This window comes from Halorientalis salina (assembly GCF_005049285.1).
Taxonomy (GTDB): domain Archaea; phylum Halobacteriota; class Halobacteria; order Halobacteriales; family Haloarculaceae; genus Halorientalis; species Halorientalis salina.
In genome coordinates this window covers 40,198-55,388 of sequence record NZ_SOSC01000011.1, presented here as the reverse complement: position 1 = coordinate 55,388, position 15,191 = coordinate 40,198, and the positions used below count along the sequence as shown (strand labels likewise).

The window sequence follows — 15,191 nt, the reverse complement described above, 5'->3', positions numbered from 1 at the left end:
AATCCGCGCTCACGGTTCGGGTTCGTCGGCCCGTTCGAGCGACAGCACGCGGTCGACGTACAGTTCCTGGAGGCTGTCGTGGCCGTCGAAATCGAGTTCCTGCCGGTCGGCGTCGACGACGATGTCGCCGTCGTAGAGGACCGTGAGGTGATCGACGAGCGAGTCGAAGTCCGTGAGGTGGTGGGTCGAGACGACGATGGCGTTGCCGGCGTCGCGGTACTCGCCGAGAAAGTCGAGCAGGCACGTTTTCGAGACGTCGTCCAGGTCGCCCAGCGGTTCGTCGAGAAAGAGCACGTCGGGTTTGTCCAGCAGCGCCAGCGCGAGGTCGAGTTTCTTCGCGAATCCGCCGGAGAGGTCCGCCGCGGTCCGGTCCATGACCCGGTCCAGTCGGAGCGTGGTGACGAGTTCGTCTCTCCACTCGTCGTCGGTCGCGCCCATCAGCTCGCCGAACACCGAGAGGTTCTCGCCGACCGTCAACTCGCGGTAGACGTTCGCCCGCTGGAAGCCACAGCCGACGCGGCCTTCAGGGAGCGACACGGAACCGCTGGTGGGTCGCGTCAACCCCAGGACGGTCCGGAACAGCGTCGTCTTCCCCGAGCCGTTGGGCCCGACCAGACAGTGGAACGTCCCCGCCTCGACGGTGAGGTCGATGCTGTCGAGCGCCGTCACCCCACCGTAGGTCTTGGTCACGTCCCGGAGTTCGAGCACAGACATTCTCACTTCCCCTCCGAGTGTGTGTTGGGTTTCATGTGCATGGTTAGGCGGTCCGTTTGTACCGCTCGATCGAGAGTTTCAGGACGACGAGCGTGACCAGCGTAAAGCCCAGCAGGCCCAGTATCCAGTCGGCGAACAGGCCGATCCCGAGCTCTTTCAGGCTCAGGCCTCGGGCGACGATCATCGAGTAGTGCAGCGGGAGTTGCCGAGCGATCTCCTTTCGCAGCGGCGAGAAAAAGCCAACCGGGTGGACGACGCTGGAGAACGTGAAAAAGGTGAGCATGATCGCGACGTTGAGGAATCGTCCGAGTCGAGAGAAGTCGGTCAGGATCATGACGCTCGTACTGATGGCGGCCATGTAGACGAACGTCAGCAGATAGATGCCGACGACCGCCGGTGTCAGGAGCGTCACCGAGTACCCGAGATACGTGGAGACGGCGTAGAACGCCGATATCGGTCCCAGCATGAGCGCCGTCATGAACAGGATCTTCGTCGCCACGACGGCGTCCATCGAGGTCTCGACCAGCAGCCGTTCGAGCACGTCGGCCTCCCGCGCCAGGTGGTGTGGCAGGTACGTGAACGCGAACAGCAGGACAAAGCCCATCAGGAAGACCGGGACGAGGTACTCGGAGAAGGTGCTGTGATTTCCGACGACCTGCCGCTCGACGGAGACGTTCGCCGGGAGGTTCTCGTTCATGCGGAGGGTCACGATGCTCTCGATGGCCTTGGAGGGCTCCTGGAACGGGACCACGCTCCCGTCGATGTAGAGGGAGAACGTGGCGTTTTCCGTGTTCTCGTTCAAGATCCCCGGTGGGACCTCCAGGACCGCGTACACCGATTCCCGGCGGAGCGCCCGCATCGCTTCGGACTTTTCCTCGTAGCGCTTCGGGTCCGAAAAGAGGGCGGCCCCGCCCTCGATGATCGCCAGTCCGTCCTCGGAGACGTTCTCGTTTTCCGGAACGATCGCGATGGGCGCGTCCTCGGGGACAGCCGTCTCGAAGGCGACGGTCGTAAAGGCGAAACAACCGGGCAAGACCAACAGCAAAAAGAGCAGGGCCACGACCCTGTGTCGGCTCCAGAGGACCTCTTTGCGCAATAACGACAGAACTTTCATCGACGCTATGTGTCGGGAAGCAGGCGGGGGACTTCAGCCTGGTGTTGCAGTACGGCCGAAAAAACCTACCTGTGCGTTCCGGTCAGGCCGGGACTGCGGCTTCGGTCGACGGTTCGATGGCGCTGGTGTCCGAATCCGATCCGAAGCCCGAATCGCCCCCGGTCTCCGACCCCGACCCGCTCGTCGCTTCGAGGGTCGCTTCCCAGGCGCCGATGATCGATTCGACCTCGCTCTCGAAGGTCATCTTGACGGCGCTACCGTCCTGTTCGACCTCGACTTCGTCGATGAGGCTCTTGGACTCCTCGGACGGTGCGGACCCCTTGACGAACACGAGTCCGGCGCTGATGACGGAGTCGAGATCCTCGGCCTCGCTCTCGCTGCCGGCCTCCAGGCGCATCTGCATGCCGATGGACTCGTCGTCCGTCGTGTAGTACGACCCCGACATGACCGAGATGTTCGTGAACGTCTCGAACTGCTCGTCGCTCCCCAGGCTCTCGCCGCCGGCCTCTTCGAGTCGCTCCTCCTCGGGGAACGTCGCCGCGAACTTCAGGTACGTGCTGTCGCCGCTCCGGGTGTCGTCGTACGCCTTCCGCAGGTCGCCGCCGAAGGCGTTCATCTCGCCGCGGTCGACGTCGATAGCGTCCTTGACGGCGTCTTCGGTGCCGATGACGTACTGCCCCTCGGCCAGCACGCCGATGTAGCCCTTGGATTCGCCGTCGGGAACGTCCTGTTGCTCGTAGATCGTGTATCCCTCGTAGTCGCCTTCCTCGTACTCGGTACCGTTCCCCTCGGTCTCCTCCATGAACTCCTCTTCGCCCCACTCAGAGTCGATGATGAAGCCGACGTAGCTGTCCTCGGGGAGCCCGGACGTCGTTTCGGTATCCTCGGACCCTGCGTCGGGGTACTTCCCGTAGAGCATGACGCTGTTTAGGTTTTCCATGTCCAGCGAGGAGTTCGAGTCGGTCTCGTCCAGCATTTCCTCGTAGTCGTCCGGTCCCGTGTACAGCTCACCCTGTTGGTCCTTCGAGATATCGATGAGGCCGTTGACCAGTTCCTTCGTCGTGGTGTCCTCGGCCACGCCCGGGTCCATGTACATCACCATGTCCACGTCCTCGGGCACCTGGTCGGCCATCCCGTCCTGGTTCAGGAACGGGATGTCTCCCCCCAGTGCGACGTAGGTCGCCCCGGCCCCGCCGAAGACGACCATCCCCGCGATGGCGACCTGTAGCTTGTTCGCCAACAGCGTCTCGGCGATCGCCATTAGCTCACCCCCCCGTCGGAGCGAGATCGGCACTGAACCGGCTCCCGGCAGTTCCTCGGATACGTCTGTCGAAATCGGAGACTTTCCTGCATGAGTGATAGCTGCACACGAACGACTAAAGTTGTTACTGTCGGTTCATGTCCCGAAAAAATCCCCACGAGACGACCGCTTACTCCTCGTGGCGTTCCTTGAGCGTCTGCTTGTCCGTCTTGCCGATGTCCGTCAGCGGGATCTCGTCGACGACGTGGATCTCCTCGGGCATGGCCTGGCGCGGCACCTTCCCGTCCAGGTGGGCCTCGATGTCCGATTCGGTGAGTTCGCCGTCGTAGTCGGGGTCCCGCTCGACGTAGACGACGACGATCTCGCTGCCCGGTCGGTCCGGGTCCGGTGCACCGATGGTCGCCGGCCGGTGGACGCCCGGATGGGAGAAGAGCACCTCGTCGACCTCCTCGGAGTAGACCTTGAGGCCGGAGACGTTGATCATGTTCTTGACGCGGTCGACGATGTAGAACCGACCCATCGGATCGACTTTCGCCACGTCACCCGTCGAGACGTAGCCCTCCTCGTCGAAGGGGTCTTTGTCCTCGTCGAGGTAGCCCTTCATCCGCTGAGGTCCCTTCATTAGCAGTTCCCCTTCTTTTTCCTCTTCGATGGCTTCCTCGATGGGAATCTCCTCGTCCGTGTCCACGTCGCGGAGTTTGACCTCCGTATCGGGGGCTGGCACGCCGATCGTCGGGCTGTCGAACCCTTCTTCGGCCGTGTCCTGGCCCAGGAGCATGTCCTGGAGCCCGCGGACGTTGAAGTGCGTAATCGGCGACATCTCCGAGAGCCCGTAGCCCTGGGAGATGCCCTTGGACTTCTCCTCGAACTCCGCTTTCGTCTCGTCGGCCAGCGGGGCCGACCCTGAGAGACCGATGACGTCCTGCTCTAGGTCCTCGTTGACGATGTTCATGAACTGGGTCGGGACGCCGAGCATCACGAGGGGTTCGTACTCCTCGATGAGGTCGGTCATCATCTCGGTGTCCCGCGCGTCGGGCACCAGCAGCAGGTCCAGGCCGAGTTCGACCAGCGAGTGGCTCACTGAGTAGCCGTAGGCGTGATACATCGGCAGCGACATGACCGCCGCCTCGCTCCCGCGCATCATGTCGGCCATTCGGGACTGGACGGCGACGCCCTGGAGCGTGTTGGCCACGAGGTTCTCGTGCGTGAGCTGACAGCCCTTCGGGAGGCCGGTCGTCCCGCCGGTAAACAGCAGCGTGTGAACGTCCTCCTCGATGTCGAACTCGACCTCGGGTGGGTTCGGCTCGGTGTTCGCGATGACGTCGGTCAGCCATTCGACGCCCTCGACGTCGTCGTGTTCCTCGGGCGGGTTCGGCCCGTAGTCCTCGACATCGGTCAGGATGACGTCGCTCAGACCGAGTTCCTCCTTGAGCGAGAGGATGAGGTCGCGGTGTTTGTCCTGGCCGATGAGCACTTCGGGTTCGCCCTGTTCGAGCCGGTAGATCAGATCTTCCTCGGCGTCGAGGAAGTCGTTCGGAATGTGCACCCCACCCGCACGCGAAATCGCGTTCTCAGCGATAATGAACTGTGCCGACGTCGGCAGGACTGTCGCCACGCGGCTCCCCTTCTCGACCCCCCGGTCGCGGAGCGCTGTGGCCAGCCGCTCGACGTGATCGACGACTTCTGGATAGGTGTACTTCTGCCCCAATTGCACCAGCCCCTGCTCCGGGTGTTCCTCGGCCGTCTGGTAGAGGAACTCGTGGACCGGCGTGTCGGGATACGGCTCGAGCGTCTTCGGGACGCCGAACTGCTCGTACTCCTTGAACCACGGTCTCTCCGGAATCTCGGATGCGTCAGACATCTATCTCCAATGTAGGTTTTCCACGATTTAAATCCGGTTGATTCAGTCATCATTTTCCACGCATATTAATTTCCAAACCCACTGCTCGAGAGATTATGGCCCGCCTGTGACCGCTCACGTCGAGGATCGCGTACACTCGACCGTCGCCGTCTCCGTCGTCTCGACCGACGCCGATTCGCTTTCTGTCTCGATTCGGACCGTCACCGAGGCGGTTCCCGCGTCCGCACACGTGACCGTCGCGTCGACGGTCCCCGCTTTACCCGGTCCGAGACTGTCCGCGCTGAACTCGACCTGATCGACACTGACGGCTGCCGGCGTCTCCGCCGAAACGACTGTCACTCTGATCGACGTTATCGGCGAGCCGAACCGGTTCGTCACGGTGAGTACCGGTACTTCCGAGTGAGTGCGGGTCCCGTTCGGCCCGACCGCGCGCTCGGGGTGTTCAGCCACGAGACCCAGCATGGCGTCCTCGTCGTCGACGACGTCGACGGCGACGCTCCGGTCGGACGTGGACGCGCTAAACGAACCGGTCCCGACGGCGAGCACGACGGCTGCGAACCCGACGAGGAGACAGAGCCGTCGCAATCGACTCATCGCTCGCGGATCTCCGGCGGTTTCGCGTTCGTCCCGAGTCGCATCGAGGTGTCGTGATAGATGTGAACGGCCGCGGAGACGACCATCGTCGTCACGACGAAGGCGGCCCAGGCGATGTCGGGCAGGATACTGAACGGCCACGCACCGACGGCGACGGCGGCGACGATCGCCGCGTTGACCGCCGACAACGCGAGATAGTACTGACTCCAGGGAACGTCGCGGCCGCTGACGACTTCGAGGTAGATGTCGAGTTCCCCTGCTTCCTCGGTGAGTTCGACCACGCCCGCGCGTTCGTCGTACTCGACGACTCCCTGCTCGTCCATCTTGGGCAGGTGGTGGGACTGAAGCGAGGTGTACACCCGTTTGCGCTGGGCCGCATCGACGTTCCTGACGGCCGTTCCGTTCTCCCAGGATGCGACGTGTTCCGACAGCTCTCCCAACTCGACCGCCTCGCCGTTGTGCTTGAGATGGTGGAGCGTGTACCGGCGCCGTTGGTTGCTCAACAGCTCGAACGCCTCGTCGGTTGAGACGGGTCCCGTACTCGTTTCGCCTCCGGGCGCTGTGGCTGTACTCCCCTCGTCGTCGGCCACCTCTGACTGGGTGGAGACGGCTTTGCTCACGATAGGTGCCCCCCGTCGTCGGTTCGCGGCCGTCGTACGGACACGGTTCGGTTCGACGACCGGCCCCATCCATGCATCTCGGACTGGATCGAATAGTGATTGCGTGACCCCATAGATACCCCCGAATACCCGACCTCGGTTTCGGTTGCCAGTTGGTGATAATTCAGCAACACAAAAATGCTTTTCGTCTGTTCGACAGGAACCGGAAAGAACGCCCGGATTAGGTGCGCCCTGGGACCCGGATTCGAGCTTTGGGCTCTCTAGACCTTGTCGCTCCCGTTAGCTGGCTGTATCGAGCAAATAACGACCGATTACGGGCCGTTCAGGTGAGTGTTGTAGGGGAAGATAACGCTGCCAGAAGGGTTTCAGCCACTCTTCGAATCTGAGCCGGTGTGTGGCCCGGTCACGTTCAAGCGTGATAATACAATGATGGGTAGGGACCATTGACGGAATGAGCGCAACCCGCCTTGGGGGTGGGTGCGCGTGAGACAACTATGGAACGACGCAAATTCCTTATCGGCACAGGATCGCTCGCTGCCGGCTCGGCAGCTGCAATGGGTACAGGCGCGTTTACGAGTGTGACCGCGAACCGTACGATGGAAGTGAAGGTTGCAGACGACGCCAGCGCACTGCTCGCTCTCGACGCAGAATCCACGCTGTCAAACAGTGTGTATGCGGACGAGAGTGGGAGTGCGATTCGAGTCAACCTCGACGGAAATGACATCAACGGGGACAACAGTGGGAGTCCCGCTGGTGTGAACAAGAACGCCGTGACACAGATTCTCAACATCTTCAAAGTCAAGAATCACGGGACGCAGAACGTCTTTGTCTACGTGCCGCCGACAAGCGTCAGTCCCGAATCGGTGGGTGAAGACGGGAGCTCGGATCTCTACATCGACCCGCAGGCAAGCAGCCTTCCCCACCGAGTCAGCTATCCTGACGCCGACTCCCTGAGTCTGACCAGTGTATACCTGGATGATACTAAAGAAGAGACACACAACAGAGATGCCTTCCCGGAAGAAGCAGGCTACTACGAACCGGAGGACTTCACGCTTGCGCCGGGCGAATCCCTCAACTTCGGGCTCCACATTGACGACAGCGGTAGTAACTTTGATGGCGAGATCTCGATGAACATCGCCGCTGACGCCGAGTACGCTGCTTCCCTGTCGAGCGGATCTGACGACTAATGGGAATGTAGCAAACGAGCGTCTCGGAAGAAAACATGAAACGACGCAACCTCCTCGCCGGAATGGGCGGCTTGGCCGCGGGTAGCGGCCTGCTCGTCGGCACCGGTGCGTTCACTAGCGTCAGCGCCGATAGAACCGTCACAGTCGCCGTCGAGGAAGACAGCGACGCACTCCTGAAACTTCAGGAACTCGGGACTGGGAAACGGTCGGTAACCGACGGCGGGAAGCTCGAACTGAACATTCCGAGTGACGACGAAGGCCAGTATCCGAGCGGCGACCCCACGGATCCCGACGGCGTCGCCCCGGACTCGGTCTACAAATTCGGTGCCGACGCGGGCGGCAACCCTGGCGACGGCCTGTTCAAGGTCATAAACCAGGGAACCCAACCCGTCGACGTCTACGGCACGAACGGCTCGGACGCCGACGAGCCATCGGTCGCCATCTTCGACCCAGAGACGGACGAGAAGGAGATATTGACGGAGAGTGATCCGTACAAATCACTCGGCGTCGGGAGTACGCTCCGCTGTGGCGTCCAACTGGATACCCACGATGTCAGCGTCAACACGTACGACGTACCGCTGATCATCAACGCGGACGCGGACAACTAACCCACGCTGGCGACTCGTCCTCACGGACGAGCCGGCGGTTCGATTCCGCCGGTGGGCTTTCCCCAGGGAAGGGGCACGCACGGAGGACTATGAGACGACGCAAACTACTCATCGGGGTCGGGGGGCTCGCAGGCGGCAGCGGCATCCTCGGCACTGGCGCGTTCACGAGCGTCAGTGCCGAGCGGTCCGTTTCCGTGAGCGTCGCGGACGACGACGCGGCGTTCCTGAAGCTGACGCCATCCGACGGCCCGAACGGCGCATACGCAACGACGACTAACGGACAACTCGAACTCGATTTCACCGGAACCGATGCCGGCGGTGGTGGCCTCGGAACGGATTCGACCTACAGATTCGACGACGTGTTCGAGGTGACGAATCAGGGCACCCAGCCGGTCGGCGTCTGGCTGTCGGTCTCGGGATCGACCTTCGACGATGACAACCTCTGGTTCTACCAGGACGGTGCGGAATCCTCGAAGCTTCAGGGTGAAGGCGACGGTGTCGTCGAAATCGACCCGGGTGCCGGGGTTTCACTTGGCGTGTACGTCGACACGCACGGGCTGGATACCGATACCTGGGATGTCGACGTGACCGTCCACGCTGACGCGTCCGAGGATGGCGTCGGTGTCACCTGTCCGGTCGCTGGCGAGAACGAACTGCTGGTGAGCAACGCCGACGACTGTGGTGAGTACTCGTCGATCGACGAAGCCGTAGAGAACGCCGAGGATGGTGATACCGTGCTCGTTCACGACTATGGCACGTATAGCGGTTCTGGTATTTGGGTAGATGAAGTCCAATCCGATCTGACAATCAAAGGGGCAGACGGAAGAAAGCCAAACATCGAGCAGACTGTTAAAGTACCCTGGATTCCCGAAGGCCTCAATCTAACATTACAAGATCTTAGTTTTCCGAATACTTCGACAGATGCACTCTCTGTTGGCGGGGGTACCGATAATTTGCATGGAACCGGTACCGAGTCTATCAAGGTGAAAAACTGTGTTATGGACGTAAATCGGGCTATGAAAATGTATAATGCAGATATTGACTCTCTCACTTTATCGAATGTTGAAATCACTCATAGTAATACATACCCGATCCTGTGCAGTGGTTCTAATATATCCAATGTTACTATCTCTAACTGTAATATCTCTTACTTAACCCATGGTATCAAACTCGATAAAGTTGGTACACTGAACATCGAATCGTCGTTAATCAAGGCACGGGAGGATGCGGGGCCAAATGAAGCGGACACTCCAGGAATTAAAGTTAACGTAACTTCTTCTGCGACGATTGGTCAGTCGACAATACAGTTTTATTCCGAGTCCGGAATAAAGTTCGGAGGTGTCGGTTACGATGCCGATATAAAGAATTCGTCAATACTGGATAACGGACAGTCACCAGATGGAAACTTTTCCGGCATCGTAATCGACGGGGACAAAGTCGACGTCGATATCACTGACTCGAACATCGTCGGCAACACCAAGTACGGAATCGAGCAGCTCGATAGCAAAACCGGTAGCGTGGTCGCCGACGGCTGTCACTTCCGGGACAACGACGCGGGTGAAGCGAACGATCCGGTAGCGATCGAGAACAGAGTCGGCGATGGGGACCCGAGCGACGAGATCGAATCCGCGGGCTATCAGTGGGACTGAAACTCGGTGGCCGAGAGCCGCTCGAAAAATGATGCTGTCGACACATCTTTTACTGTCGTCGTTCTAAGGTCTCTCGATGGGTGGGTGGCAGCGCGTCGGGCACCTCCTCGAAGCAGTAGCTGTGGTGTTCGTCGTCGCGATGATCGCGGGCCAGATCCTCGGACAGCCCGTGCTGTTGGGGTACGTGACGACCGACAGCATGGAACCGGCACTGGAGCCGGGCGACGGGTTCGTTGCGATCCCGGCGGCGGTCTCGGGGCCGATCGAGCAAGGAGACGTCGTCGTGTTCGAGGCCGAATCCCTCCACGGGGGTGGACTCACGACACACCGCGTCGTCTCCGAGACCGAGGACGGGTACGTCACGAAAGGCGACGCCAACCCCTTTACCGATCAGGACAACGAAGAGCCCCCGGTCAAAGATGCGCAGGTCGTCGCGACGGTCTGGCAGCCCGGCGGTTCGATTCTGGTGATCCCGGAGCTGGGGACGGCCGTCACCGGGACGCAGAACGCGCTCGGGAGTGTCCAGACGGGCCTCGCGGGGCTGTTCGGTACGCGCTCGCTGCTCGGCACACAGGGGTTGGCGTACCTGTTGTTCGGCCTCTCGGTCATAGCGTACCTGCTCGACCTGTGGCTGGGAGGCGGAACGGGTCGCCGGCGAGAGCGATCGAGGACGCGGGCGTCGGGAACGAGTAGCCGACTTCTCGTGGCCGGGTTCGCGGCGCTCGTCGTGCTCTCGGCGACCGCGGCGATGGTCGTACCGGCCGGCCAGGAGGAGATCGGGTTCGTCAGCGCCGAGTCCGATTCGCCGGGGCTCGGTGTCATCGAACAGGGGACGAGCGAGACCACCACGTATCCGGTGGCTAACGGTGGCCTCGTGCCGGTGGTCGCGTTCGTCGAGCCGTCGACCGAGCGGGTGGCCGTCGAGCCGACGGAGTTCCACGTCCCGCCGCGAACGACGCGGAACGCGTCGCTCACCGTTTCGGCACCGCCGGAAACCGGATACTACCGGGAGTTCGTCGTTCAGCATCGGTATCTGGGACTCCTGCCGACGTCGACCATTCGGACGCTGTACGAGATCCATCCGTGGCTCCCCCTCCTCACCATCGACGCGCTCCTCGGCGGAGGATTCTATCTGGGGGGTGTGGCGGTCCTCGGTACCGGTCGCCTCCGCTCGCGGACGCGCAGCGACACAGCGAACAGCGGCCTCTTGGACTGAAACCATGACAGGGAACGGATCATCCGACCGAACGGCGGGGCACAGGAGACACAATGGGTAGACGGGGACGACGGATACGGGCCGTCCTCGATTCGAATTTCGGGGTGGTCGCGACCGTTCTGTTGGTGGCCGCACTCGCCGGGGCGGGGATGACCTACACGGCCTACGCCCAGTCGGACACGTCGACCGCCGAGCAACCGGGGCCGGAAGCGACCTATACGGGAGAGTTCACGCACAACGCGACCGTCCAGCGGTCAAATCCCGTGTTTGCGCAGGGGACGACGCTCTCGAACAGGGACGCCTACTTCAGTCGGATCACGCCGACGCTCGACGGCACGTTCACGTACCGATACACTGCGACGGAAACCGGGAACGTGACTGTCGACGGGACGCTCACGCTCGTCATCGCAGCGGTCGACTCCGGTGGTGAGGGATCGACGGTCGAGTACTGGCGAGTGACCCGGCAATTGGATCGGGAACGAGCCTCGCTCGCGCCCGGCGAATCGCTGCAACTGTCGTTTTCGGAGAACGTGACGCAGTTGCGAAACGAGTCACAGCGACTCGACCGGACGGTCGGCGGGACGCCCGGAACCATCGAGACGAGCGTCGTCGCCGACATCGAGACGGAGGGGCGAGCCAACGGTGGGCAGGTCGCTCGTGACCAGCAGTACGAACTCGGGATCTCGCCTGGGGGGAGTGTCTACCGGCTCACCGATCCCGGTCCGGTCACGAACACGACCCGACAGACCCGGACGGTCGAGGTCGCGAACAGTCCGGGACCGCTCCGAGGGGTCGGCGGACCGGCTCTGGGGCTGGTCGGGATCGGTGGGCTGCTCGCGCTCGGGACCGCTCAGTACCGCGGACGGCTCGCGCTCGACGAGCGGGAGCGAGCCTACCTGACCTACGAGACGGCTCGGTCCGAGTTCGGAGACTGGATCACGCGCGCTCGGCTGCCCGAGGGGGCACTCGACGGGGCCGTCGTCGAGGTCGAGACGCTCGAAGGGCTCGTCGACATCGCGATCGACAGCGACCGACGGGTTATCGAGGACGGGGACGGGGAGTACGTCGTCGCCGTCGAGGACCTGGTGTATCGCTACGATGCACCGCCGGAACCCGGCCCGGTGTCGTGGTCGCCCCTGCTATCACGTCGGACGAACGTTTCGCTCCGGGATTCGTGGGAGGAGCAGGGCGACGACGAACAGCACGGCTCCAACGGGAGCGAACCGGAACCCGTGACGACAGAAGAGAGCGGTCAGACTGACGAGCGGGAAGACTGAGAGGGACGCACGGAACGGGGCCGAACGGTCAGTCGTCGGCCGCGGCCGGGCCGTCGGCGTTCGCCTCGACCACGTCCTCCTCGATACTCGGCGGGTACTCCCCGCGGTCGAGTTTCAGGTCCGACTGGGGACGGGCCATGCAAGTCAGCGCGTATTTTTCCTTTTCGTCCTCGGTCAACCCGTGTGCAGCGGGTTGGGTGACTTCGCCCTCGACGATCTCCGCGGAACACGCCAGACACATCCCCACGCGACAGGAGTACTCCTGGGCGATGCCCTCCTCGATACAGCGCCGCAGGATGGTGTCTGTCTCGGAGACGGTGATCGTCTCACCGGTCCCCACGAATTCGACGGTGTAGTCGGTCATGTCGAGCGATATGACAGGGGATGACAAAACTCTTTATTCCCGTGGCGGGTCCGGTAGCGAGAAACGACCCGGTCGGAGCTCGTCACAGTCCTCGTGGTGGAAAAAAGCAAGTACAGGTGAGCGTTTGCCATCGACTCGGCAAATAAAGAGTTTTCTCCGTGGGGTTACCAGTGTTCGACATGGCTACACAGGAGACCGACGCCGGCACGCCGACGGCCGGCGGCGGGACCCGAACCTACGACGTCGTCGTCGTCGGCGCTGGCACGTCCGGGTGTTACGCTGCGGCAACGATCGCCAACGCGGGCCTCGACGTCGTCATCGTGGAACGGAAAACCGAGGAGGAAGCGGGACACATCGCCTGCGGTGACGCGCTCAAGGGCGCCTCGAACTTCCCGAAGAGCATCCCCAAATCACAGATCGAACCCGCGTTCACGAACACCGAGGTGGACCACGGGCGCTTCGAGATTCCGGCACAGGACGCCGTACTCGACATCCCGGTGCCCGGCGAACTCGCGGTCATCGACCGGTATAAGTACGGCCGGCTCCTCATCGAGGGGGCCGACTCGGCGGGGGCCGAGTTCCACTACGACACGGTCGTCAAGAACGTCACCCAGGACGGGACCGGTCGCGTGACCGGGATCGAAGCGATTCGGCAGGGCGAGCCGGTGACATACGAGGCCGACGTCGTTATCGACGGCGCGGGCTCGCTCTCCCTGTTGCAGGACAAGACCGACTTCGAGGACGCGACTTTCGACACGAACGTCCAGTACTCGCAGTTCTCCTCGGCGTATCGGGAGGTCGTCGAGGTCGAGGAACCCGTCGAGTGGTCCGACGCCCTGGTGCTCAAGCCGACCAAACGATCCGCTGGCTACCTCTGGTACTTCCCGCGGACCGAGACGGAGATCAACGTCGGGCTGGGCTTCCAGATGGGCGAGGAGCCGATGCAGCTCGTCGAGGACCTGAAACGCGACATCCGGAACCGGCCCGAGTTCAAGGGCGCAGAAGTCAAGGACAAACTCGGCGCGGCCCTGCCGACGCGGCGGCCCTACGACTCGGCGGTCGCGCCGGGCTACATCGCCGTCGGGGACGCCGCCGCCCACGTCAACCCGACAACTGGGGGCGGGATCGCGGGCGCTGCCTACGCCGGCCAGTACGCCGCCGAAGAGGCGATCGAGGCGATCAGTGACGGGACCGTGGCCGAAGAGGCGCTGTGGGAGTACAACACCCGGATCATGGACCACTTCGGCGGTCGCTACGCCGCGCTGGACGTCTACAACATCTTCACGACGGGCTCCGACCTCGACGACCTGATGGCCCTGATGGCCGCGATGCCGGCCGAACAGATCTCGGAAGCCCTCTACTCGGGGTCGGCGAACATCGGGCCGCTGCTGAAAGTCAAGACCGCGATCAAGAGCTTCGGCCACTGGGGCACGATCTGGGACCTCTACCAGACCAAGAAGCTCGCGGACCAGCTCCTCGACCACTACGGCGACTACCCGGACAGTCCGGCCGGATTCGACACCTGGCAGTCCCAGCGCGACGACCTGATGGACGAGATCTACGAGACCACCGGCGCGGACGCGAAGTACTGAGAAAACCGCTGGACTGTGGCCCGTCGACGGTCGGCCCGGCTCTTTTCGCGGCGTCATGGCACCTGGTGGCGAACGCTGGCGACAGTGACCGATCCTGGCCGTCGGACGGTTCGTCGGGGCTGACAGCAGAAGAACAGGGTACGCGCCTGGGGGACGTTCACTCCGCAGACGAATCCTCCGGCAGTAGTCCGCGATACGTATCCGTCATGAGGTCGCGCCCGGAGACGTCGATCTCACTGATCGTGGTGCTCGAATCCTGTCGGGCGGCGAACACGACGGCGTCGGCGATCTCGACCGCTTCGAGGATCTCGTCTTCCTCGTACTGGTCGACCATCCGGCTGTCGGGCGGGCCGATCTCGGTTCGCGTGTCTCCGGGATTGACGAGGGTGACGCCGACGCCGTTGCGCCCTTCTCGCGCGTGAATGCTGTGGGCGAATCCACGCGTCCACCACTTGGTCGCGGCGTAGACGGCGATGCCCGGATCCGGATGCTTACCGGAGTCGCTCCCGATGAACACGAGGTTCCCGTTGGATTCCCGGAGGTGCGGGAGCGCGGCTCGGGTCGCATAGAACATCCCGTCGACGTTCGTTCCCATCATCAGCTCGTAGTCCTCGATAGGCATGTTTTCGAGGGCGATGTCTCGCCGCAGCACGCCCGCGTTGTTCACCAGCAGGTCGATACGGCCGAACTCCTCGACGGTCCGCTCGATCAATCGTTCGACGGCCTCGTGATCTCGAACATCGGTCGGTACGACGAGCGTGTCCACGCCTGTTTCGTCCCGAATATCCTGTTCGATCTCCGAGAGGACGTCCTCCCGGCGCGCGGAGAGAACGACGGACGCGCCCGCTCGTGCGAGGGCATAGGCGGTCGCTTGTCCGATCCCGGAACTCGCACCGGTCACTATCGCGACTCGACCGTCGAGTGAGCGTAACGTCATCGTGAGCACCGGCAATCGGCTCGAACTTCAGTACTCCTACTCGTTCGCGAGGGTGATCGGATTCCCTGACCGCGGGCGGCGGGTTCGTCCGGGTTCTCGACGACCGCTTCGGATTTCGTGACGGGTGCGTGGGTGAAGCGGTGGAACTCGGAACTCACAACAACTACCGCGCCGCTGTCTACACAGATACCGAGATT

14 protein-coding genes are annotated in these 15,191 nt (G+C 62.5%); 6 read left to right on the top strand and 8 right to left on the bottom strand.

Going from position 1 to position 15,191, the window contains the following annotated elements; translation table 11 throughout:
* Positions 1 to 9: 9 nt before the first annotated feature.
* From E2481_RS15980 to E2481_RS15955, 6 genes are all read right to left on the bottom strand, one after another.
* Entirely contained in the window at positions 10 to 714 is a 705-nt protein-coding gene (locus E2481_RS15980) for an ATP-binding cassette domain-containing protein (protein ID WP_136718169.1), read from the bottom strand.
* A gap of 43 nt (positions 715 to 757) precedes the next feature.
* Complete coding sequence (locus tag E2481_RS15975) at positions 758 to 1,828, bottom strand: ABC transporter permease (protein WP_136718168.1); 1,071 nt, start codon at positions 1,826 to 1,828, stop codon at positions 758 to 760.
* Positions 1,829 to 1,910: 82 nt separating this feature from the next.
* A complete protein-coding gene (locus E2481_RS15970; RefSeq protein ID WP_136718167.1) occupies positions 1,911 to 3,089 on the bottom strand; it encodes a hypothetical protein in 1,179 nt (392 codons plus the stop codon).
* A 169-nt stretch (positions 3,090 to 3,258) separates the two neighbouring features.
* Positions 3,259 to 4,950 carry an AMP-binding protein gene (locus tag E2481_RS15965; RefSeq protein ID WP_136718166.1) on the bottom strand — a complete coding sequence of 564 codons (1,692 nt, stop codon included), beginning with the start codon at positions 4,948 to 4,950 and terminating at the stop codon, positions 3,259 to 3,261.
* 114 nt (positions 4,951 to 5,064) lie between these two features.
* Positions 5,065 to 5,544 carry a hypothetical protein gene (locus tag E2481_RS15960; RefSeq protein WP_136718165.1) on the bottom strand — a complete coding sequence of 160 codons (480 nt, stop codon included), beginning with the start codon at positions 5,542 to 5,544 and terminating at the stop codon, positions 5,065 to 5,067.
* Positions 5,541 to 6,164 (bottom strand): DUF7344 domain-containing protein, encoded by a 624-nt coding sequence (locus E2481_RS15955; protein WP_136718164.1) that lies wholly within the window; start codon positions 6,162 to 6,164, stop codon positions 5,541 to 5,543. Before E2481_RS15955 ends, E2481_RS15960 begins: the two co-directional genes overlap by 4 nt.
* A 494-nt stretch (positions 6,165 to 6,658) precedes the next feature.
* Here E2481_RS15955 and E2481_RS15950 point away from each other — a divergent pair, with 494 nt between their 5' ends.
* From E2481_RS15950 to E2481_RS15930, 5 genes are all read left to right on the top strand, one after another.
* Entirely contained in the window at positions 6,659 to 7,351 is a 693-nt protein-coding gene (locus tag E2481_RS15950; RefSeq protein WP_136718163.1) for a hypothetical protein, read from the top strand.
* A gap of 35 nt (positions 7,352 to 7,386) precedes the next feature.
* Positions 7,387 to 7,959, top strand: a complete 573-nt coding sequence (locus tag E2481_RS15945) for a hypothetical protein (protein ID WP_136718162.1) — start codon at positions 7,387 to 7,389, stop codon at positions 7,957 to 7,959.
* Between the two features lie 89 nt (positions 7,960 to 8,048).
* Positions 8,049 to 9,608, top strand: coding sequence for a right-handed parallel beta-helix repeat-containing protein (locus E2481_RS15940; RefSeq protein ID WP_136718161.1), 1,560 nt, complete (start codon positions 8,049 to 8,051; stop codon positions 9,606 to 9,608).
* Positions 9,609 to 9,684: 76 nt separating this feature from the next.
* The gene (locus E2481_RS15935) at positions 9,685 to 10,824 is read left to right on the top strand and encodes a S26 family signal peptidase (protein ID WP_136718160.1); all 1,140 of its coding nucleotides are present in this window, start codon (positions 9,685 to 9,687) and stop codon (positions 10,822 to 10,824) included.
* A 53-nt stretch (positions 10,825 to 10,877) separates the two neighbouring features.
* Entirely contained in the window at positions 10,878 to 12,101 is a 1,224-nt protein-coding gene (locus E2481_RS15930) for a DUF5305 domain-containing protein (RefSeq protein WP_136718159.1), read from the top strand.
* A 28-nt stretch (positions 12,102 to 12,129) separates the two neighbouring features.
* Here E2481_RS15930 and E2481_RS15925 read toward each other — a convergent pair whose 3' ends face one another.
* Positions 12,130 to 12,465 (bottom strand): 2Fe-2S iron-sulfur cluster-binding protein, encoded by a 336-nt coding sequence (locus tag E2481_RS15925; protein WP_136718158.1) that lies wholly within the window; start codon positions 12,463 to 12,465, stop codon positions 12,130 to 12,132.
* Positions 12,466 to 12,644: 179 nt separating this feature from the next.
* Between E2481_RS15925 and E2481_RS15920 the strand changes: the two genes are divergently transcribed.
* A complete protein-coding gene (locus tag E2481_RS15920; protein ID WP_136718157.1) occupies positions 12,645 to 14,057 on the top strand; it encodes a geranylgeranyl reductase family protein in 1,413 nt (470 codons plus the stop codon).
* Between the two features lie 157 nt (positions 14,058 to 14,214).
* On the opposite strand, the gene E2481_RS15915 is transcribed toward E2481_RS15920, so the two are convergent.
* Complete coding sequence (locus tag E2481_RS15915) at positions 14,215 to 14,994, bottom strand: SDR family oxidoreductase (protein ID WP_136718156.1); 780 nt, start codon at positions 14,992 to 14,994, stop codon at positions 14,215 to 14,217.
* Positions 14,995 to 15,191 lie beyond the last annotated feature (197 nt).

What these genes read in the sequence shown, in the direction of transcription:
- E2481_RS15945 (WP_136718162.1), top strand. Translation starts at nt 7,387, where the DNA reads ATGAAACGACGCAACCTCCTCGCCGGAATGGGCGGCTTGGCCGCGGGT.
- E2481_RS15940 (WP_136718161.1), top strand. Translation starts at nt 8,049, where the DNA reads ATGAGACGACGCAAACTACTCATCGGGGTCGGGGGGCTCGCAGGCGGC.
- E2481_RS15965 (WP_136718166.1), bottom strand. Translation starts at nt 4,950, where the DNA reads ATGTCTGACGCATCCGAGATTCCGGAGAGACCGTGGTTCAAGGAGTAC.
- E2481_RS15980 (WP_136718169.1), bottom strand. Translation starts at nt 714, where the DNA reads ATGTCTGTGCTCGAACTCCGGGACGTGACCAAGACCTACGGTGGGGTG.
- E2481_RS15925 (WP_136718158.1), bottom strand. Translation starts at nt 12,465, where the DNA reads ATGACCGACTACACCGTCGAATTCGTGGGGACCGGTGAGACGATCACC.
- E2481_RS15950 (WP_136718163.1), top strand. Translation starts at nt 6,659, where the DNA reads ATGGAACGACGCAAATTCCTTATCGGCACAGGATCGCTCGCTGCCGGC.
- E2481_RS15915 (WP_136718156.1), bottom strand. Translation starts at nt 14,994, where the DNA reads ATGACGTTACGCTCACTCGACGGTCGAGTCGCGATAGTGACCGGTGCG.
- E2481_RS15935 (WP_136718160.1), top strand. Translation starts at nt 9,685, where the DNA reads ATGGGTGGGTGGCAGCGCGTCGGGCACCTCCTCGAAGCAGTAGCTGTG.
- E2481_RS15920 (WP_136718157.1), top strand. Translation starts at nt 12,645, where the DNA reads ATGGCTACACAGGAGACCGACGCCGGCACGCCGACGGCCGGCGGCGGG.
- E2481_RS15970 (WP_136718167.1), bottom strand. Translation starts at nt 3,089, where the DNA reads ATGGCGATCGCCGAGACGCTGTTGGCGAACAAGCTACAGGTCGCCATC.
- E2481_RS15930 (WP_136718159.1), top strand. Translation starts at nt 10,878, where the DNA reads ATGGGTAGACGGGGACGACGGATACGGGCCGTCCTCGATTCGAATTTC.
- E2481_RS15975 (WP_136718168.1), bottom strand. Translation starts at nt 1,828, where the DNA reads ATGAAAGTTCTGTCGTTATTGCGCAAAGAGGTCCTCTGGAGCCGACAC.
- E2481_RS15960 (WP_136718165.1), bottom strand. Translation starts at nt 5,544, where the DNA reads ATGAGTCGATTGCGACGGCTCTGTCTCCTCGTCGGGTTCGCAGCCGTC.